Raw genomic sequence first — 20,018 nt, forward strand, 5'->3', positions numbered from 1 at the left:
CAGAAGAACTGGAAGAGTCAGTAAAACCGGAAGCACCAAAGGTGACAGAAGAACCGGATGTGTTAGAAACACCAGAGGTAACAGACAAACCGGAAATTTGGGTGAAACCAGAAGAAGAAAAGATTGAAGAAGAAACAACAGAAGAACTGGAAGCGCCAGAAAAACCGGAAGCACCAAAGGTGACAGAAGAGCCGAACGTGCTAGAAACACCAGAGGTAACAGAGCGTCCGGAAATTATGGTAGAACCAGAAGAAGAACAAGTAGAAGTTGAAGCAACAGAAGAGTTAAAAGAAGAGCAACTGGAAGCACCAAAGGTAACAGAAGAGCCGAACGTGCTAGAGAAACCAGAAGTAAAAGAGCAACCGGAAGTTTCAAACAAACTAGAGGCTCAAGGTAAAGTAGAAGTACAAAACAAACAAGATGTACAACATAAATCTGAAGTGCCATCTAGTAAAGAAAGTAATAAACAATCAAAAGTACTTCCTCAAACAGGTGGAGCAGCGACTGAATCTACTTCTATGATTGCAGGTATGTTCGCATTAATTTTAGGCGCGATGATGTTTAGACGCAAAAAGAATTAATGAGTTTGAGAGTGTTAAGTTGTTGTGTTTTTAGAATAAGATGTATAGAAAAAAGCGGAGACGATAGGTCTCCGCTTTTTTCTTTTTGTATGGGAATGTATTATTTACGTGAAAACCCTTCTTCATCAAGGTATTCCGCAGCTTCTGGATAAGAGTTGAATGTACCGTCTAAGTTTACGCCAGCGTAAACGTTCCACATGTCATCTTCTGATATAAGAGTCAGGATATGACCATCTTCGTTATGCCATTCTTCTTCTTTCGCAGGTTCTGCAGGTACTACGATTTCTTCTTGTGATAGTAGTTCAATTGATTGCTCAATTACTGAACGTAATTCTTCTGCTGAAAACTCGCGGATGTTAATCATACCTTTATCGTCCGTTTTGTAGCCTTTAATGCCGCTTGCATATACAAAGCCGTTTCCATTTGGGTGTAAGTGATATACAACGTTCTTTTTATCTAAACGACTTTCTTCAAAGTGAAAGTTTACACGTTTTAATGATACGTTCTTTCTTTCTAGTTCTGGGAAAGATTCAATAATTGATAATTTTTCTTCAAAAGTTAGCATAGTGCCTCCAAGTATATAGTAAAAGATTTAATTCGTTCATTATAGCATAGTTGCAATTGTTTCCAAAGATAAGGGGGAAACTTTTCATTGAATACGTTTACGTCACGATACTGTAAAAAGTGGGATAACGAATATATCGTTTTAGGTGTACAATGGGAAATGGACTTTATACAAAGGTGGTTTTTTCATGTTTCAAAAAATAGCAAAGGAATGTTTAGCAGGATTTACTGTTGCGATTGTTGCGTTGCCACTTGCCATTGCATTTGGGATTGCCGCGACAGGAACATCTGAAGGGGCGCTTGTCGGATTATACGGTGCGATTTTTGCTGGTTTATTCGCAGCGTTATTTGGCGGGACACCTGGGCAAGTAACGGGGCCAACTGGACCAATTACGGTTATTGCGACAGGAGTTATCGCGACGCACGGGTTAGAGGCGAGTTTTATAGCCTTTATGATGGCAGGACTATTTCAAATTTTATTTGGTGTATGTAAGCTCGGTTCTTACGTTCGATATATTCCGTATCCTGTCGTTTCAGGATTTATGAACGGTATTGCATTAATCATTATTTTAGGCGAAGTGAAACATGTGCAAAATAGTTTTTTACTCGTAGTATTAACGATTATTGTGATGATTGTTTCTGGAAAGTGGATTAAGGCAATTCCATCTAGTTTAGTTGCATTAGTCGGTGTGACTGCTTTGCTTCCTTTATTTTCTCCGTTACTCGAAGGGCTTACAGTGAAGTTACCGTTTATCGGAAATCTTTCATTAAATAAAGTAATTGAAAAGATTGGAACGATTCCAGAAGCGATGCCTATGCTTCACATTCCATCTTTAAGTGGAGCAGGGATAGCGGAACTTATTTTGCCAGCGCTTAGTATTGCTTTGTTAGGATCGATTGACTCGTTGTTAACATCGGTCGTAATGGATAATGTGACAGGTACGCGTCATAAAAGTAATAAAGAGCTCGTTGGGCAAGGTATCGGTAATATGATGAGCGGATTGTTTGGCGGATTAGCAGGTGCAGGTGCGACTGTTCGGTCTATCGTTAATATAAGAAGTGGCGGTAAAACGGCGCTTTCAGCATGTATGCATAGTGTTATATTATTTATTTTCATTATGGGACTTGGTCCGGTTGTACAATACATTCCGCTTGCTGTATTATCAGGTATTTTAATTTTAACTGGTATTGGAATGTTCGACTGGGAAAGCATGAAGAAAATGCATGTAGCGCCAAAAGGTGATGTTATTGTTATGCTCGTAACGATGATCGTTACAGTGAAGTTTGATTTAATGATTGCTGTTGCGTTTGGTATTATTCTTTCTTTCATTATATATATGGTGAAATGTAAAGAACGTAAAACTTCTATTGTAAATGAAGGGGACGTGACATATAAAATTAAAGGACCGCTTTCGTTCTTATCGGTGGATCGTGTTTTTTATACTTTACAAGATGTGAAATCTCCAGTTATTTTACGTATGAAAGATGTGCGTTATATAGATGTATCAGGAGCTATGGCATTATTGAATTTCATTGAGCAGTCTCATAAAGTAGGGATGAGTGTGACGCTTGAACATGTACATCCTCGTGTTGAAAAAACAATCGTGACGATGGCGAATGATGAGCAGAAGGAACAATTGCAATTTTTGAAAGCTGAAACATTATAAAGAGAAGGGCCCTCACATGATAGAGTGTGAGGGTTTCTGATTATTCGGATATGCATGTGTGTAATTGAATATCTAGATGTTATACGTCTGTTGACAATTACTAAACTTAGCAGTATAGTAACATCTTAGATTGGCAGTATGATATCACAAAAAGTGTAAGAATTTTAAGATTTCTTTACGTTAAAAAGAAATCGCTTTAAGCTGGAGGGAATATTTGATGTACAAACAGTTACCACACGGAGTAAAAGTCGGAATTACACGTTCAATTGTTGCTTCTTTTGAGCAGTATATGAAGGAAATTGAATGGAACGAAGAAAAGTTTGATATGCAACAATTTGTTGAACAGTGGAAACAGTATTTATACACAAAATCAACTTGGATTAATAAAGTAGATGATGAGTTGAAAGGGCATCCAGATTTCCATCAAGCATTAGCAGTGAAAGTGAATGAAAAAATTAACGAGCTTATTAATGAAGAGCCGACTGAAGAGCAATTAAAAATATTAAATGAGAACAAAATAAACAATATAGATGATTTTTGTAAGTTAGAAGCAGCGTATCATATTGAACGTTTGTAGTTGAATTATATAAATAAGTTTACATAAAAAAACACGTCGTATTCTTAAAAGAGTACGACGTGTTTTTGATTCATCCATTAGCACGTAATTACGCTTGCTCTGGAATAAACGCTTTCCATTTAGATAAATCGATAGTTTCTTTTGATACAGAATTAGCAGAGAATGTAAAGGTCCAAGGTTTAGTTGAATTGGCCTTGATTTGAAACTCTTTTAATGTAAATGTTTCTTCAGCGACAACGGCTCCAGAGCGATCTGCGATATGCAATGGAAGTTGTTCAAGGGTTATATTTTGATTATAGCCATTACGAATTAAAATAGTTGCATTTAAATCGCCATTTTCTTCTACAGTTGCGTTTAGTCCTAGTAAGTTAAGTTCACCTGCTGCAGGTGGTGTAAGGTTAGCGACAATTTCTTGCAATTTCATGATTGCACTTTCAGATAGTCTTTCTTGCCATATAGGATCTAAATCTAATGAATGTTTGCCTTGTAAGTCAAATACGAGTTGCCAGTCTTCTGTAGATAGCGTTGCTTCTGTTATTGAATTTTCTTCAAAGACGAAAGTCCAAGGCATATTTACATTTGATGGGATTTCTTCTAAGAGTGACAAATCAAATGCTTGACGTGCACATGTTTCTCCATCTTTATTTAATAAGGATAGAGTAAGAGTCTCAAATTGAATTGGCTGCTTTACACTACTACGAATAAATGTAGTAATATAATACGCATTCTCATGTTTTTTACTTTCAATTCCAGCTAGCGAAATTTGATTTTCTTGTAAGGTAGGCAAAGATTTATGTAAAAATTGATAAATGTACTTTTGCTCTTGTGAAACCTCATTCCAAGAAGGGTGAAAGTATAAGTTAGGTTTTACGTTTTTTGCATTGTTGATATTGCCTTCGGTTCCTAATAATTGAGAACTCGAAATTACAGAGTCTCTACCTTTTTTTCTTGCCTTCTTTAAAAATGATAGCATGAAATTCACCTCGTTATATGTTTTGTGGAACAGTTATATATCTTGCTAAATATAAAGCAACCTCTTTTTCAAAATGGCTAAATGTTTGTAAAAAGATTTCAAAACCTTCTTGTTGATAAAGACGTGCTGGATCCTCTTGTTGGTATTGTCTTAAGCCAATACCTTCTTTTAAATGCTGCATTGCACTTAAATGGTTTGTCCAACCAGAATCAAGGAAGTGCAAGCTAACTTGACGTAATACTTGTTGTGCATCTGTATTTTTTTCTAAATCGTTCACACGTTCTATATAACTTGTAAGAGTATCTTTTAGTAGCTCTTGTAAGTCCTCTGCGGAATGGACGTTATTAGCAGATAATGCTGGAATTTCTTCGGTAGATAAAACTTCTTTTAAAGCTTCTACTAGTCTAGTGAAATCCCATTCTTCAGGAAGCATACCTTCTAATAAATGTTCTTTAGCAATAGCAACTATTGTATTTTTGATCATTGGAATGACAATCTCTATCATATCTACTTCTTCGTTTAAAAGGTTATTACGAAGTTTGTAGACTACATTTCGTTGATCGTTAATTACATCATCTAATTTCAAGTTATATTCACGCATTGAAAAATGACTACCCTCACAAATTAATTGTGTACGGTTGACTAAATCATAAATTTTCGTGTTTTGAATTAAACCGCTCTCATCAAATTTAAGTGATTTTGCATACTTTTCTATTTCTTCACCTGCGTAGCGTTGCATCATTTCATCTTCTAATGAAAGGAAGAATTGAGAACTTCCAGGGTCACCTTGTCGGCCAGCCCGTCCTTTTAACTGATTATCAACGCGGCGAGATTCATGTCTTTCTGTTCCGATTACATGTAAACCACCAAGTTCGTGGACACCTTTTTCTAATAAAATATCCGTCCCTCGTCCTGCCATATTTGTTGCAATTGTAATTTGCCCTTTTTTCCCAGCTAGAGCAATTAAATCAGCTTCTTGCTCAGCGCTTTTTGCATTCAATAGTTGATAAGAAAGCTTTGCTTCATCTAAATAACGTGCAACAGTCTCTGATTGGAGGATTGACATCGTACCAATTAAAATAGGGCGGTTTTTCTTATGCATGTTTAGTACTTCTGCACAAACAGCGTTATATTTAGCGTCAGCTGTTACATATACGACGTCTTTTTTATCTTCACGAAGTATAGGGCGATTTGTTGGAATTGAAATAACTTCCATATTATATACACGGTTAAATTCTTTCTCTTCTGTTTTTGCTGTACCAGTCATACCAGATAATGCTGGATACATACGGAAGAAGTTTTGAATTGTAATAGATGCTTGCGTTTGATTCTCATCTGTAATTGGTAAGCCTTCTTTCGCTTCAAGTGCTTGATGTAAGCCATCGCTTAACGAGCGGCCATCCATAATACGTCCTGTGAAAATATCAACAAGCATAATTTTTTCGTCTTCAACAATATAGTCTACGTCACATTGGAAAGCGACATTTGCACGTAATGCTTGAATCATATAATGATATAAAGTTTGATGCTCTAAATCATATAAGTTATCAATATCAAATAAATCTTCAATTTTTGTAATGCCATCTTCTGTAAAGTTACATGCTTTTGTTTCCGCATCATAAGTGTAATGTAAAGTGTCTTGGAATGTGTTCATTACCTTCGCACATAAATGATGGAAATCGGAACTGCTTGCTTTTTTTCCAGCGATAATAAGCGGGGTCTTCGCCTCATCAATTAAAACGCTGTCAATCTCATCAATAATTGCAAAGTGATAGGGACGCTGTACTTGTTGTGCTCGGGATGACTCCATATTATCGCGAAGATAGTCGAAGCCAAACTCAGTCCCAATTCCGTATGTAATATCAGCCTCATAGGCGCGTTTTTTATCGATAGATTCCATTTGTGGTACATTTAACCCGACTGTTAGACCGAGAAATTCATGAACTTGTCCAATTAATTCTTTATCACGTTTCGCTAAATAATCATTTACTGTAATAACGTGAACGCCTTTTTTCTCAAGAGCACGTACGTACGTAGGTAAAGAAGAGACAAGTGTTTTTCCTTCTCCAGTAGGCATTTCAGCGATGTTTCCTTCCAGTAATACAAGGCCACCGATTAACTGTACATCGTAGTGACGAAGACCAAGCACTCGTTTTGCAGCCTCTCGAACGACAGCAAATGCTTCTACTTTTATATCATCAACTGTTTTTCCGTTTTGTAACATGTTCTGAAAAACAATAGTTTTTTGGCGTAATTCATCATCTGATAATGTTTCCATTACAGATTCTAATTGATTAATATCATTCACAATTTGTTCATAATTTTTAATCTTTCTTTTTTGTGAATCTCCCAACAATTTCTTGACCGAATTCAGCATTCTTGTAACACTCCTCTGACTGACAATAGATACATTATAGCATAGTTATACTAGAAAAAAGTAGAAATGGAAAGTGGTAGGGGATTTGAGTAAAATCGTTTTTTGAGTAAGAATACTTTCGTTTTGTTGTAAAAAAGGAAGTATTCAATATATAAGAAATTTGGTATGATAATTTAATGAGATAAAATACAATCTCTATAATTTGTAATAATATGCTTGAGAATATATGTATAAAAGAAAAGAGAAGGAACATGAATAAGAAATTTGTAAAAGGTGCAGCGATTTTAACAATCACAACTTTTTTGTCGAAATTGCTTGGTAGTTTCTTTCAAATTCCATTACAAAATATTGCAGGAGATGAAGTACTTGGTATATTCCGCCTTGTGTTTCCTGTATATATGATTGCTCTTACATTGTCAGTAGCAGGTGTTCCGCTAGCAATTTCAAAATTGATTGCAGAGTTAAACGGAAAAAATAAGAAAAAAGAAATTGCAAAATTATTTAAATCCGCATCAATTATAGGAATGGCTTTCGGTGCATTCGGATGTTTGGTTATTGTATTATTTTCTACTGAAATTGCAAGTATGCTTGGTGGACAAGAAACGAGGGTGCCTTTACTGGTTACGTCATCGGCGTTGCTCGTTGCACCATATATGGCAGTTTATCGTGGTTATTTTCAAGGGTTTGGTGATATGAAACCAACGGGGATATCACAAGTCATTGAGCAATTTGTACGTGTATTTTTTATGTTAATCATCGCTTATATATTAGTATATTGGAATAAGAGTAGTGCTGTCATTACTAGTGGGGCAATGGTTGGATCTTTCCTCGGGGTAATAAGTTCCCTTATATATTTACGTATGACGTACAATAAAAGTTCATACAAATATAAGGAAAGCTCGTATTCGTTGCGAGATTTGAGAGAAGACGGAAAGAAAATATTGCAAGTATCTATTCCAATTGCTATTGGAGCTTTATCCATGCCGCTTTTAAATTTAGTGGATTCGCTTACAGTACCACATGTACTGCAAGGGTCGTCGGCAGAAATTCAAGCGCAATTTGGTATATATAGCCGAGGTTCTGCATTTACACAATTAATAGTTGTTTTCGCAAGTGCAATTGTATTTCCATTAATACCATTATTAACATCTGCGCTAGCAAAAAGAGATATGAGTTTAGCAAAAATGACAGTTCAAAATACGAATGCACTTATGCATGTGCTAACAGCCCCTTTAACGATATGGCTAATTGCATTAACAGTTCCTTTAAATGTGGGATTGTTTACAGATGCGAAAGGAAGTAGTATGTTAGCTGTTATGATTGGTAGTTCGTATTTCACATCAGTTATGGTATTATCAATAGGAGTTTTACAAGGGATTAACCGCTCTGCACAAGCTGCGTGGATTGTTATTGGCGCAAGTTTTGTGAAAGGTTTATTAAACATAGTGTTAACGAGAAAGTTTGGCATAGATGGAGCGGCGTATAGTACATTGATTATATATGTGTTAATCTGTATCGTAAATCATCTATACATCCGCAAATATCTTTCCTATTCTATTCGCATAGGAAGATTTTTTACTGTAATAGGAGTATCTTGTATTTTAGGATTAGGACTATATGAATTATCTACGGTGCTAGATGTTACATCTTCAAGAATGGTTGCGCTATTATATAGTGGTGTAGCATTTATTATTGCAACAATTTTGTACGGGGTATGTGCTTTGAAGTTAAACTGGATATCAACAAAACAAATACCATTTTTAAAAAAATAAATAAAGAGAACTACGAAATTTGAGAATTGGAATTCGGACGGGCTTATTGTGATGATACTTTTTAATGTATCGTGTGTTTTAGGTAAGGAGTTGGTACCAATTATGATGGATGAAACAATTGGTCACCAAATGTTGGAGGAGATTAAGAGTGCGGTTAGTTTTATCAGGATATTATGGTTTTTATAACGTTGGAGACGAAGCTATTCTACAATCGATTATTGAATCGTTACATAAAGAGAATCCGAATATTGAACTCGTTGTGCTGTCAAATGACCCTGACTATACAAGGAAAATGTACGGAGTGGAAGCGGTAAATCGTTGGAGTATAAAATCGGTTTATAATGCAATAAAAAATAGTGACGGGCTTATTAGTGGTGGAGGGAGTCTCCTCCAAGATAAAACGAGTGTGAAAAGTATTTTATACTATACGGGTATAATGGGGTTTGCTCGTATGCTAAAAAAACCGTATTACATTTATTCACAAGGAATAGGACCGATTACAAAAAGACATAATCGACTATTAGTAAAATGGCATTTGTCAAAAGCTGCATATATATCAGTTCGAGATGAGGATTCATTTTTATATTTAAAAGAGCTTGGAATGAAAAGGGATATTGAGCTTGTTCCAGATCCGGTTTTAACATGGAAACGAAAAAAACAATCAGATTGGTTACAAAAACATGCTCTGCACGGGAAAATTATTGCAGTTAGTGTGCGTCACTGGAATGCAAAAGAAGATTATATAAAAAAGTTAGCGATCGCTTTAAAAAAATTGAAGCAAGAAGGGTACCAAATTTTATTCGTCCCGATGCATGGGCCATTTGATCAAAATGCTTCGCGTGATGTAGTGGATTTAATGGGAGAAGAAACGTATATGCTCCCATATAAAATGGATATTGATGAGAAAATATCTATTTTATCAGAGTGTTCACTTTTAATTGGTATGCGTCTTCACGCTCTTATTTTTTCTGCTGTCGCGAAAACACCGATGGTCGGAATTTCATACGATCCAAAAATTGATTCGTTTTTAAGACAAGTGAATCAACCTGTTATAGGAAGTGTGGATGGAGACTGGAGTGCCGAAGATTTATATAAAATTGCGAAAAAGCAAGTGATACAACATGAAGATATACAGCAATCTCTGCAAAGAAGAGTAGATGAGCTTCAACTGCAAGGTGAACAAGCGGCCAAAAAAATTATTTATCATATAGAAAAAAACACTCTACAGAAAAAGTAGAGTGTTTTTTTGTTAGTGTACTTCTTTACGCTCGGAATCTTTTTTTCATATATTGCGTAATGAGATAGACGCCGTAACCTTGCATCATCATAAACGTCGGTATAATAAAGTAGCGATAACGCGATTGTATTTCAATAAATATATGGACTCCCGCGTAACCTAAAATTAATAGAGAGAAGAATAATAACGTTTTATTTTTTTGTTCTTTTATCGTTTTGATGGAAGCTATAAGGGCGAATAGGCAAATGCTTACGTAACATAATTTTTCTAACGTCCATAGTAATCGTGATAACTCAGGTTTTGTATACCCTTCTAGCCCCCAATAAATGGATGCGTCATAATCTCCCCACATAACTTTAAATTTATCTTTGAATAACAATAATAGCTGTCCTTTATCGGCAGTTCTTTCTGAAATGAGTTGTTTTTCAACTTCAAAACGTTCCTCGCCAATTGGATATTGAAAAACAAGTTTATGGTCAGGGAAAGAAAATCCACCTGTTGTCTCAGGGTTGAATCCGACTACAAATTTCCAATAAGGGTCTCGACTAGATAATGGGTATTGTGTAACTCCTGTAGCGATTAATGTATAGCTAAAGATGAAATGCACGATATAATAAATGCCAAGCATACCAATTAACTTTGATACGACCATTTTTTTATTTATTTTTTGATCACCTATTATATGAGTGATCAGTAAGAAAAGAATGAGCGCTAGTAAAATAACAATACCAATCGGTCTCATAATATCGCCAAATGCAATAAGAATACTAACGAATATCCATGCATACGAATGCGAGATTCCTTTTTTTACAAGAAGATAAAAACCAGCATAGAATAAAAATGTAGCGATGTGCTGATTTGTTAAAACAGAAGTCATCATAATGTTAGGGATGTATGTTGCGAAAATAAGTGCTGCGACTCTACCGCTAAATTCGTTAAATAGATGCGAAGCTATGCGATATATAAAGTACGTAATGCCAGTGCAATACAGTATGTTTAGTAATTTAATCGCTAATACACCTTCGCCAAACAATTTCATAACACCGGCTTGATACATCGTAAAGCCTAATTGATATACCCAAGTCGTAAAGTATGTTTCGTTTGCAAATGAGAAATTATTATTTGCTGCATCAACTGCTCCGTTATACATTTGAGCGAAATCTTGTACGATATTTGTATGGACTGTTAACACCCATGCAAGGCGAAGTATAAATGCTAGTAAACAAAGAAATATGATAAATTGTGTTTGAGTAAAGAATCGGTTCACGATAATAGAAATGAATATAATACCGGTTAGAACAATTATGAGTGCAACGATGAGTAAAAAGGTGTTGTACTTCGGTTCAGTTATTAAATATTGCAATGAGAAAATAAGAGTCATTGCAAAAAATAATACTGTTAATATTTGCAGTGATTTAAATGCAAATGTATATAATCTAGGCATAGTTATCCTCCGTAATATGTAATATCTTTTTAGTTATTTCTATATAAACAGAAATAACTACGCCATTATATCATAAAGAATTTCACGGTTGTAAAAGGAATGAGGTACGAAAGAAAAATAGCACCTGTATATATTATTGATATATAATAAAATATGTATTTTAAAAAGGCTTTATACTAATTTGTATTTATCATGTTTATATAATTAGTATATAATCGGTGTTGGAATAATAAATTGGTAGATTATGAGGAGGATAACCGTGAAGAAATTTTCAAAAGGTATTACGGCAGTTGCATTAACGGGGTCATTGCTTTTAACGCCTATTTCAAGTTATGCGGCGAGCGATGATATTACTGGGCACCTATTTGAGCAGCATATGCGTACTCTTATTAACAAAGGGATTATGTCTGGGTATGGAAATAATGTGTATTTACCTGATCAAGAGATAACGAGAGCAGAGTTTGCTACATTAATAGCGAAAGCTCTGCAACTTCCACAAGCAGATTCGAATTTCAGTGATGTGCCAAAATCTTACGGCTTATATGATGGTGTAAGTAGGGCATTCGGAGCGGGAATTATTAAGGGGCGTAGTCCTGAGAGTTTTGCACCTGGTGATATTATTACACGTGAAGAAATGGCCGTAATGGTAAAACAGGCGCTAGATTATAAGAATGTTAAAGTAACTGTAAGTCCGCTTACATTTGCTGATACGAATCGTATTAACTATAAAGAACATGTACAAGTTATGGTAGCTACCGGGATTATTAAAGGTTATCCAGAAGATAATACGTTTAGACCGCATTTATCAGCGACAAGAGGTATGGCTTCGGCAATGCTGAATTTAATGCTTGATAAAGTTGGAAACACCGGGGGAGAAACGCCTGTAGAAACAAAGAATTATGTATTGCTAAATGATGCAGGGAAAGTAGTAGAGCGTTACACTACATATAAAGAAGCTGTTACGGCTGCGCAAAGTAAAGGCATCAATGCAGTAAAGTATGAAAATGAATACGTATGGATTAAAGATGGCTTTGCAACTGCGAAGCGAATTCCTGGAAATACAATTAATGTTTACGGTGAAAATTTACAAACAGCATATACATACCTTCAGTACGGAACAGAATTTAAAGTGTTAGAAGTTGGAGAAGACCGCGTGAAAGTTCAACTCTCTGATTTAACAGGTTATGTGAAGAAAAATGAAGTCACTTTAGTTCCAGAAAAAGAAATGCAAAAATCATCCTATTACGTAAAACCAGATGGATACTTATATCATAGGTATTATACGTATGGTGCAGAGGCACCGCGTTATACAGAATATAGATATGGTGCGGCACCTTCTTTCATGAAGCAAGGGCAATCAATGTATAGTATAGATGGAAAGACATTTGGAAATGAAACGTTCTATCAATATTTTAATTACGTATCATTACGTTCTAAAACAGAATACACAGCAGAACAATTAGATAGTTATGTAAAATCAGTTAGAGCGGATTCTCCATTAATCGGTTTAGGTGCGAAATTTAAAGAAGTAGAAAGCAAGTATAATGTAAATGCACTATTCTTATATTCATTAGCAGTTCATGAAAGTTTATATGGAACAAGTGACCTTGCGCGAGATAAAAATAATTTATTTGGTTTAAAGGCAACTGATGATAGTCCATATGGTAACGGTCTAACATTTAATTCAAAAGAAGATTGTATTGAACATGCTGCAAAAGTATATATGAATGAATGGTATTTAAATCCGGGACATTGGCGTTATACAGCAGCGTATACAGGTGATAAATCTGGTGGTGTAAATATGAACTATGCATCTGATGCGAACTGGGGTAAAAAAGTAGCAGGGCATATGTTCCGTTTTGATTCATACTTAGGTAAAAAAGAGTACAACAAATATAAACTTGCACGTGTAACAAACAAGGTAGAAGTGAAAAAAGATCCTCGTACGTCAGGCGCCAAACTGTATAGCTTATCGCCAAATAAAGTTGTTACGATAACAGGCGAAGAAACGATAAATGGACAAGCATGGGTTAAAATCATTTCTGATGACCCTGCTGTAAATGAAGCGTATGTTGCAAAAGAAAATGTAGAGTACGTAAAACACTAATAAACTTTAAAAGACTGATCATCCAGATGCATTTTGAGAAAAATGAAAAAGATGATCAGTCTTTTTGTTTGCCGAATAAAACGAATGACGGTATCTAATGGTATTTAGTTACATTAAAATGAAAACAATCCCATTTTATGAAAAATAATAACAAATAATTCGACAAAACAACTAAAATAAAACGTATACATGTCGAACAGTGTCGATAATTTTAAAGAGTATAAATTGTCAATCCATTTGTAATATGTGCTATAATACTATCTGTATATTAGATACAAGCGATGTATATACGTTTACATATTAGAAAATTTGATAAAGGTATAATTCGACAAAAGTTAAGAATTTGTCGAATTATGCGATAAGAAATTCTTTTAAAAAAAAGAATTATGACGTATTATATACATGGTTTAACTTTTTGGTAAAAGATAGAATTTATTATGGCTGATAAATTACTATTCTTCAAAAAGTGTTTGTAATTTTAATATATGAATCAGGTAAATCACTAGTTTTTCAAATACATATTTCTAAAGCTAGTATTATATTTCTCAAGGAGGAAATAAATCAATGGCAAAAAATAAGTCTTTTAACAAATTAATGGCTGGTACAATGACAGCTGCAATGGTAGCAGGAGTAGTAGCACCAGTTGCTACAGCGGCAGAAGAGAGTGCATTTAAAGATGTTCCTAAAGGACATTGGTCTGCAGATGCAATCAACGCTATGGCTGCACAAGGTATTATCGTAGGTGTTGGTAATGGCCTATTCGGATTTGGTGACGATGTAACTCGTGCTCAAGTAGCTACTTTCATGGTAAAAGCGAAAGGTCTTGAAACTGGATCAACAAAAACTCCATTCACAGATGTACCAGAAAGCAGCATTTATGCTAAATTCATCGCAGCTGCTGAAGCTAACAAAATCATGGCTGGTTTAGGCGACAATAAATTCGGTCCAGACGAGAAGTTAACTCGTGCACAAATGGCACAGCTTCTTGTTAACGCATACGGCTTCAAAGCTGATGACAACAACAAAAAAACTTTCAATGACATCGACGGTTTATCTTGGGCAACTGCAAAATCTTCAATCGAAACTCTTGCAAGCTTAGGTATCGTAGCTGGTGAAGGTGAAGGCAAATTCAATCCAAACGGCGTTGTAACTCGTGAGCAAGCTGCTCAGTTCATCTACAATGCAATGACATATAGCCCAGAAGTAAAAACAGAAGCTAAAGTTGAATCTGTAAGTGCGATCAACGCTCAAGAAATTAAAGTTTCATTCACAAACCCAGTAAATGAAAAAACTGCGATTGACGAAACTAAATACATTTTCAAACAAAATGGTGCTAATTTAACATCTGCTGATTTCTTAGGTGACGCAGGTAAGAAAGGTGTTCTTTCAGAAGATGGTAAGAGCGTAACTTTCAAATTAAAAGCTGAGAAAGCATTTGCTAACTCTCACAAATATGCAGTACACGTAACTACAGGCGTATTAGGTGCTGACTTAAAACCTGTTGAAAAATATCTTGATTCAGAAAAAACATTCTCTGACTCAACAGCTCCAGAATTATTAGGTGCACGCGTTATTGGTAAAAAAGTTGAATTAACATTCAACAAACCAGTGACAACAGATGCAAAAGTTAAAATTGATGGTGTTGAGCTTAAAGAAGCAAAAACTGCAAGTGAAACTCCAGGAGTATACACTTTAACAACTGGTGAAGTTGTAGGAAAAGACGGTATCTTCGCGAAAGGTGATCATGAAGTAGTTGTATACGATGCGAAAGATACATTACGCGAAAACCCTAATACATCTTCAATCTTAACAACAAAATACACTGTATCTTCTGATACAACAGCACCAGAAGTGAAAGAATTAAAAGCTATTAACAGCCGTACTTTCAAAGTTACATTCTCTGAGCCATTAAGCCAACAACCTGAAGTAACTGTGAAAAAAGGTAACCATACATTCACGACAGCTGAATATAAACAGCCAGGTCAGTTAGGTCAAGTACAATTTACAGTTGATCCACAAGATCCAACTTCATACATCGTTTCTGTTAAAGAAGATAAAGATGGAGAGCGTAACCCATTATATGCAGGTAGTGAAAAGAACGTTGACTTAAGTGTTAACCTTAAAAACTTCAAAGATGGAGCAAACTTACTAGGTAAACCAGTTGATATGAGCGTTTCTTTATCTGAAGATACTGCTACACCAAAAGTAGCTACTGATAGCTTAAACAAAATCGAAGGTAATAGCTTAAAAGTTAAATTCGATGGTAAAATTGATGTAAATAAACCAGAACAAATCGTAGTACGTGACAAAGAGGGCGTAGTTGTAGAATCTACTTTCACAAAAGATGGTGACGTATTAGTAGTTACTCCTAAAGGTGGAGTAACAGCAGAGCCTTACACAGTAGAATTCAAAGCTGGTGCTGTTAAGTATGCAAAAGATAACGACTTAGCATCTTACTCTGTAAACACAAACAGCAACGTTGCATTCATTACAACTGTTGGTAAAACAGGCATCGTAACACCTGTTGTAGAAAAAAATGCTGACATTATTTCGATCGCAGGTGATGTAATCACTGTAAAATACGGTGAAGACATGAGCGGTAACGCGAAAGATGTAGAAAACTACAAAATTGACGGTAAAGCATTACCAGCAGGTACAACTGCAGAATTCGTTGGCAACAAACAAACTGTTGAGATTTCTTTACCGAAAAACTATTTCTCAAAAGCTCAAGATGCTAAATTTACAATTAGCACAAACGTATTAACTGCTTCTGGAAGCAAAGTAGTAGCTAATTCTCAAACGAAAGCTCCAGTTGAAAAATTAATCAACTTCGCTGATAATACAGCTCCAAAATTAGCAAGTGCTGTTTATGTGAAAGATAATAACCAAACTGATGTTTCAAACACAATCAAAGTTACATTTGATGAAAACATTAAAGAGTTCACTGCAGACGAAGCTCAATTTATCAATGACTTAAAAGTTGTTGTAAATGGCAACGATGCAGCAGTTAAAGGTATTAAGCATGGCGGAGCAAACGAGAAGAACGTTGTTTACTTAACAACTACAGAAGCTCTAAACGTTGCTCAAGCTGCAACAATTAGTGTAGTAGCAAAAGGTTCAGCTAATACAGAAGGCATCAACATTACAGATGCTGCTGGTAACCAGTTAGCACTTGGTAACGTAACTGCATCAACTGCTATTGTTAAAAAATAATAATAGATAGTATATCTGTTATTGATGAAAATCCCTTGTAGGAAATTTCCTGCAAGGGATTTTTCTATATTATTTAGTTGTTTGCGAGTAGGAGACTTATGATGTTTGATTGTTGCAAGGCGATGGAATATCAAAATTAAACATAGAAAGTATAAAAAATACCATGCCCTCAAATGATCACAAGGGCATGGTATTTCAACTGTTATTCAATTTCCAAATCAACAATCATATAAGCAAGTATAACAGCAAAGAAAATGCTAACGGCTGGTGATGTTAATACGTGGCCAGACATAAAGGCGATGCCGAGCGATAGGACGAGTGTGCTAGCTAGTAGCATATGTTTGACACTAAATAGTTTATTGAAGTTTGTGATCATACGAATGAATATTTTTATACCGAAATAAAGAAGCGGTAGTAAGTACGTAAGGAACCCGACAATTCCGAATGCGAAGAATAGGTCGTAGAAATCCATTTCGATTAACTTCACTTTCGTTGTATAGTTACCAGCGTATCCCATTCCAAATAGTTTTTGAGATAGTGGTGCGTCTTTATAATATTGTTTGTATACTTTTAAATACTTGTCACGATCACTGTAAATTAAACTTTTCACTTCAGAGTCTGTTAGTTCACCTTGCTTATGTTCTTCTTCTTTAATTACTTTTCCTTCTTTTCGTTCTTTTTCTTCTTGTACTGATTTTTTATATTCATACATTTGTAAATGAATGCTCATATTTTTTGCGATAGGAGTTTGTGGTGTAAGGACAAGTAAACCTCCTAATACGATAGCAGCAATAACTGTGTTTACAAGGTATGTGAATCCTTTTCCTTCTCGTTTGCGATGAATCATATATTGAATGAATGAGAATAGGAGTGCAACGCCAAGCGTAACAATAATTGCACCATATCCTACTTTCGTTCCGACCATAATGCTTGCATACATCGCGAGTACAGTTGGAATCCAGTAATAGAATTTTGAGAAAGAAGTTGTTTTATGAACGGAGTATAAGACAACGATTGGGAACATAATTGCAAAAATAGAACTTAAATCATTCCCAGCAAAGAACCAACCTCTTGAACCGATCTTTGAGTGAGGATAGCTTTGGAAATCTGTACCCGTTACCATTGCCACAATGAGTGAGATACTCAAAATTAATGTTGCATATAAGAAATAGGTAATGATTTTATGAAACGCATAGTCGTTATTTTTTAGTTCTTTCAGTGCGATAATATATCCAAACAGTAGTACAATTGGATATACACTCTTCATAATAAATTTCACTTCTTCTCCGAATGAAATAGGAGATTTGACCATTAAATTATTCACAAGGCCGATTGTGAGTACAATGCCAAATAGACATAAGTAAATAATATATTTTTTCGCACCTTGTTGTTTATAATGAAGAAGTAGATAACCTAATGCAAGAAGCATAAAGGCGAAACGGACTACGATTCCGACTGTTGCACTCATGTGTAATACATAGATTGAAAAGGATGTTAGTAAATCTAAAATTGGTTGAAATACAATGAATAGCAGTAGGAAATGCGGGAAGTAGTTATCCGTCTGTTTCAACTTATTAACCATATGTTCCTCCATTTCTTCATTCTTTTATTTTCAGCACCTGAGACAGGGGATAAAGGCCTTTTTTATAGGAAGGCGAATGAATTTCAATATTTGATTTTTTGTATCAAACTTAAGAATACACCATTTCATTGTAATGGTAAATAGATGAAATGGGTGGGTAAACCGACTTTAATTGCTATATTTTTCAACGGAATTGTATGTTTTATACAAGGGTATATACAAATTACGAGATTATTAGACAGAAAATTAAGAAAAAAGAAGGGTTTTTCACTAGCTTTCTATAATTATATAAGTATAATCTTTATGTGGAAAAGAGGGGTATATATAATGGAAGTAACAAGTAAAACAGAATCTGTTGTTGTGAAGTATGAAGGGCGCGTTGCAACGGTTATGGTCAATCGCCCAGAGGTGTTAAATGCATTAGATGAGCCGACATTAAAAGAGCTATTACAAAAGTTGAAAGAAGTAGCGGAGAGTTCTGCGCATATTGTTGTGCTATGCGGGAATGGCCGTGGTTTTTCTGCGGGTGGGGATATTAAATCGATGCTTTCAAGTAATGATGAAAGCAAGTTTGATGGTATTATGAATACGATTTCTGAAGTCGTTGTCACTTTATATACGATGCCGAAGCTTGTTATTAGTGCCATTCATGGACCAACTGCAGGTCTTGGATTAAGTATTGCATTAACAGCTGATTATGTGATGGCAGATATATCATCTATTATTGCGATGAACTTTATTGGAATCGCTTTAATTCCAGATGGTGGCGGTCATTTCTTCCTTCAAAAGCGCGTCGGTGAAAATATGACGAAGCAAATTATTTGGGAAGGAAAGAAATTATCGGCGAGCGAAGCGCTTGATATTGGGTTAATTGATGAAGTAATCGGCGAGGATTTCCAAACGGCTGTGAAGCAAAAAATTAGTGAATGGTCACAAAAACCGATTAAAGCGATGATTCAAACGAAGCAAATTTTGTGTGAAGTAAATCGCTCTAATTTAGAACAAACATTGCAACTTGAAAAACGTGGCCAATATGCGATGAGACAAACTGCGGATCATAAAGAAGGCATTGCTGCTTTCTTAGAAAAACGTTTACCTACATTTAAAGGTGAATAAAGTGGAGAAAGTGCTAACACATTTTAGTATAATTGTGTTAGCACTTTTTTTAGGAGTAATAATATGAAAAAAATTATCGGTGTGATCGGCATGATTGTAATTGTATATTATGCTTTGCATAGTACGCCATCTGTGGCGGTTCGGACTGCGTTGTTTTTTGAAGGACATCCGAGCGTTGCTTTCTCAGGTGAAGTGACGAAAGAACGGGATGTGAAAAAAGAGGCGATTCCTGATGAGTACCAGACCTTATACGGCGATAAGAAAGAAGAATTAGAGCATTATTTCTTTCCACATGTAAAAGCAAAAGGTTCAGGAATTGATATGACTAGTGCATGCGTGACGAAAAGCTGGTTTTTCTATAAAGCAGAGCTTGGGTGTTTCTAAGTATAGGAGGTTGAATGATGTCAGCGTATAACAAGTTAGTAAGAGATCGTGTTCCAGAGAAGATTTTAATGTCTGGAAAAACGTATACAGCACAAAAATTAACAGGGCAAGCATACATACAAGCGTTAGCGAAAGTTGGAACGGAAGAAATTCGTGAATTTGCTTCTATGAAAGAGCGTGAACATGCGCTAGACTCTCTTGCAGATGCACTGCAAGTTATAATTTCATTAGCGCGTGCAGAAGGTGCGTCAATTGAAGATGTAGAACGTCTTCGTAAGCAAAAAGAAATAGAGCGCGGTGGATTTGAAAGAGGCATTTATTTATTAGACGTTTCAGAAGAATAGTTTTACAGGAAGGCATAGCGTTAATGAGTAACGTTATGCTTTTTGTTAAAGTGAATTTTATTACAATTTAGAAAATTAAG

15 protein-coding genes are annotated in these 20,018 nt (G+C 35.4%); 10 read left to right on the plus strand and 5 right to left on the minus strand.

Annotated elements, in window-relative coordinates; translation table 11 throughout:
- Window positions 1–581: LPXTG cell wall anchor domain-containing protein (locus ACQKNI_RS17130; RefSeq protein WP_427282515.1), on the plus strand; the 581-nt coding region annotated here is incomplete at its 5' end.
- Window positions 582–681: 100 nt separating this feature from the next.
- Here ACQKNI_RS17130 and ACQKNI_RS17135 read toward each other — a convergent pair.
- On the minus strand, window positions 682–1,146 hold the full coding sequence (locus ACQKNI_RS17135) for a hypothetical protein (protein ID WP_002170575.1): 465 nt from the start codon (window positions 1,144–1,146) through the stop codon (window positions 682–684).
- A 187-nt stretch (window positions 1,147–1,333) separates the two neighbouring features.
- On the opposite strand from ACQKNI_RS17135, the gene ACQKNI_RS17140 reads away from it, so the two are divergent.
- Window positions 1,334–2,812, plus strand: a complete 1,479-nt coding sequence (locus ACQKNI_RS17140; protein WP_098357037.1) for a SulP family inorganic anion transporter — start codon at window positions 1,334–1,336, stop codon at window positions 2,810–2,812.
- Window positions 2,813–3,029: 217 nt separating this feature from the next.
- Window positions 3,030–3,389: a hypothetical protein gene (locus ACQKNI_RS17145; protein ID WP_140417478.1), complete on the plus strand. Its 360-nt coding sequence runs from the start codon at window positions 3,030–3,032 to the stop codon at window positions 3,387–3,389.
- A gap of 88 nt (window positions 3,390–3,477) precedes the next feature.
- Here the strand turns inward: ACQKNI_RS17145 and ACQKNI_RS17150 are convergent, their stop codons facing one another.
- Both ACQKNI_RS17150 and secA2 read right to left on the minus strand, forming a co-directional pair.
- Window positions 3,478–4,362 (minus strand): accessory Sec system S-layer assembly protein, encoded by an 885-nt coding sequence (locus ACQKNI_RS17150; protein ID WP_141552241.1) that lies wholly within the window; start codon window positions 4,360–4,362, stop codon window positions 3,478–3,480.
- Window positions 4,363–4,375: 13 nt separating this feature from the next.
- Entirely contained in the window at window positions 4,376–6,739 is a 2,364-nt protein-coding gene (gene secA2, locus ACQKNI_RS17155) for an accessory Sec system translocase SecA2 (RefSeq protein ID WP_427282516.1), read from the minus strand.
- Window positions 6,740–6,990: 251 nt separating this feature from the next.
- Here secA2 and ACQKNI_RS17160 point away from each other — a divergent pair, with 251 nt between their 5' ends.
- Together ACQKNI_RS17160 and csaB are read left to right on the plus strand one after the other, a co-directional pair.
- The gene (locus ACQKNI_RS17160; RefSeq protein WP_280147297.1) at window positions 6,991–8,511 is read left to right on the plus strand and encodes a putative polysaccharide biosynthesis protein; all 1,521 of its coding nucleotides are present in this window, start codon (window positions 6,991–6,993) and stop codon (window positions 8,509–8,511) included.
- A 148-nt stretch (window positions 8,512–8,659) separates the two neighbouring features.
- Window positions 8,660–9,748 (plus strand): polysaccharide pyruvyl transferase CsaB, encoded by a 1,089-nt coding sequence (gene csaB, locus ACQKNI_RS17165; protein ID WP_141524737.1) that lies wholly within the window; start codon window positions 8,660–8,662, stop codon window positions 9,746–9,748.
- A gap of 25 nt (window positions 9,749–9,773) precedes the next feature.
- On the opposite strand, the gene ACQKNI_RS17170 is transcribed toward csaB, so the two are convergent.
- Entirely contained in the window at window positions 9,774–11,192 is a 1,419-nt protein-coding gene (locus ACQKNI_RS17170; protein WP_427282517.1) for a glycosyltransferase family 39 protein, read from the minus strand.
- 259 nt (window positions 11,193–11,451) lie between these two features.
- On the opposite strand from ACQKNI_RS17170, the gene ACQKNI_RS17175 reads away from it, so the two are divergent.
- Complete coding sequence (locus ACQKNI_RS17175; RefSeq protein ID WP_098357033.1) at window positions 11,452–13,299, plus strand: S-layer homology domain-containing protein; 1,848 nt, start codon at window positions 11,452–11,454, stop codon at window positions 13,297–13,299.
- Window positions 13,300–13,863: 564 nt separating this feature from the next.
- Entirely contained in the window at window positions 13,864–16,512 is a 2,649-nt protein-coding gene (locus tag ACQKNI_RS17180; protein WP_427282518.1) for an S-layer homology domain-containing protein, read from the plus strand.
- Window positions 16,513–16,714: 202 nt separating this feature from the next.
- Here ACQKNI_RS17180 and ACQKNI_RS17185 read toward each other — a convergent pair whose 3' ends face one another.
- Entirely contained in the window at window positions 16,715–18,094 is a 1,380-nt protein-coding gene (locus ACQKNI_RS17185; protein ID WP_098252329.1) for an O-antigen ligase family protein, read from the minus strand.
- 303 nt (window positions 18,095–18,397) lie between these two features.
- On the opposite strand from ACQKNI_RS17185, the gene ACQKNI_RS17190 reads away from it, so the two are divergent.
- The 3 genes from ACQKNI_RS17190 (at window position 18,398) to ACQKNI_RS17200 (ending at window position 19,938) form a co-directional block, all read left to right on the plus strand.
- Complete coding sequence (locus ACQKNI_RS17190; protein WP_141524735.1) at window positions 18,398–19,210, plus strand: enoyl-CoA hydratase; 813 nt, start codon at window positions 18,398–18,400, stop codon at window positions 19,208–19,210.
- A 63-nt stretch (window positions 19,211–19,273) separates the two neighbouring features.
- The gene (locus tag ACQKNI_RS17195) at window positions 19,274–19,594 is read left to right on the plus strand and encodes a hypothetical protein (RefSeq protein ID WP_427282519.1); all 321 of its coding nucleotides are present in this window, start codon (window positions 19,274–19,276) and stop codon (window positions 19,592–19,594) included.
- Window positions 19,595–19,611: 17 nt separating this feature from the next.
- Window positions 19,612–19,938 carry a nucleoside triphosphate pyrophosphohydrolase gene (locus ACQKNI_RS17200; RefSeq protein WP_098252326.1) on the plus strand — a complete coding sequence of 109 codons (327 nt, stop codon included), beginning with the start codon at window positions 19,612–19,614 and terminating at the stop codon, window positions 19,936–19,938.
- The last annotated feature ends 80 nt before the right edge of the window (window positions 19,939–20,018 follow it).

The sequence above is a fragment of the Bacillus sp. NPDC094064 genome (assembly GCF_050279585.1).
GTDB lineage: Bacteria > Bacillota > Bacilli > Bacillales > Bacillaceae_G > Bacillus_A.

Coding starts and splice junctions, on each gene's coding strand:
- ACQKNI_RS17135 (WP_002170575.1), bottom strand. CDS start 1,146: ATGCTAACTTTTGAAGAAAAATTATCAATTATTGAATCTTTCCCAGAA.
- ACQKNI_RS17140 (WP_098357037.1), top strand. CDS start 1,334: ATGTTTCAAAAAATAGCAAAGGAATGTTTAGCAGGATTTACTGTTGCG.
- ACQKNI_RS17145 (WP_140417478.1), top strand. CDS start 3,030: ATGTACAAACAGTTACCACACGGAGTAAAAGTCGGAATTACACGTTCA.
- ACQKNI_RS17150 (WP_141552241.1), bottom strand. CDS start 4,362: ATGCTATCATTTTTAAAGAAGGCAAGAAAAAAAGGTAGAGACTCTGTA.
- secA2 (WP_427282516.1), bottom strand. CDS start 6,739: ATGCTGAATTCGGTCAAGAAATTGTTGGGAGATTCACAAAAAAGAAAG.
- ACQKNI_RS17160 (WP_280147297.1), top strand. CDS start 6,991: ATGAATAAGAAATTTGTAAAAGGTGCAGCGATTTTAACAATCACAACT.
- ACQKNI_RS17170 (WP_427282517.1), bottom strand. CDS start 11,192: ATGCCTAGATTATATACATTTGCATTTAAATCACTGCAAATATTAACA.
- ACQKNI_RS17180 (WP_427282518.1), top strand. CDS start 13,864: ATGGCAAAAAATAAGTCTTTTAACAAATTAATGGCTGGTACAATGACA.
- ACQKNI_RS17185 (WP_098252329.1), bottom strand. CDS start 18,094: ATGGTTAATAAGTTGAAACAGACGGATAACTACTTCCCGCATTTCCTA.
- ACQKNI_RS17190 (WP_141524735.1), top strand. CDS start 18,398: ATGTGGAAAAGAGGGGTATATATAATGGAAGTAACAAGTAAAACAGAA.
- ACQKNI_RS17195 (WP_427282519.1), top strand. CDS start 19,274: ATGAAAAAAATTATCGGTGTGATCGGCATGATTGTAATTGTATATTAT.
- ACQKNI_RS17200 (WP_098252326.1), top strand. CDS start 19,612: ATGTCAGCGTATAACAAGTTAGTAAGAGATCGTGTTCCAGAGAAGATT.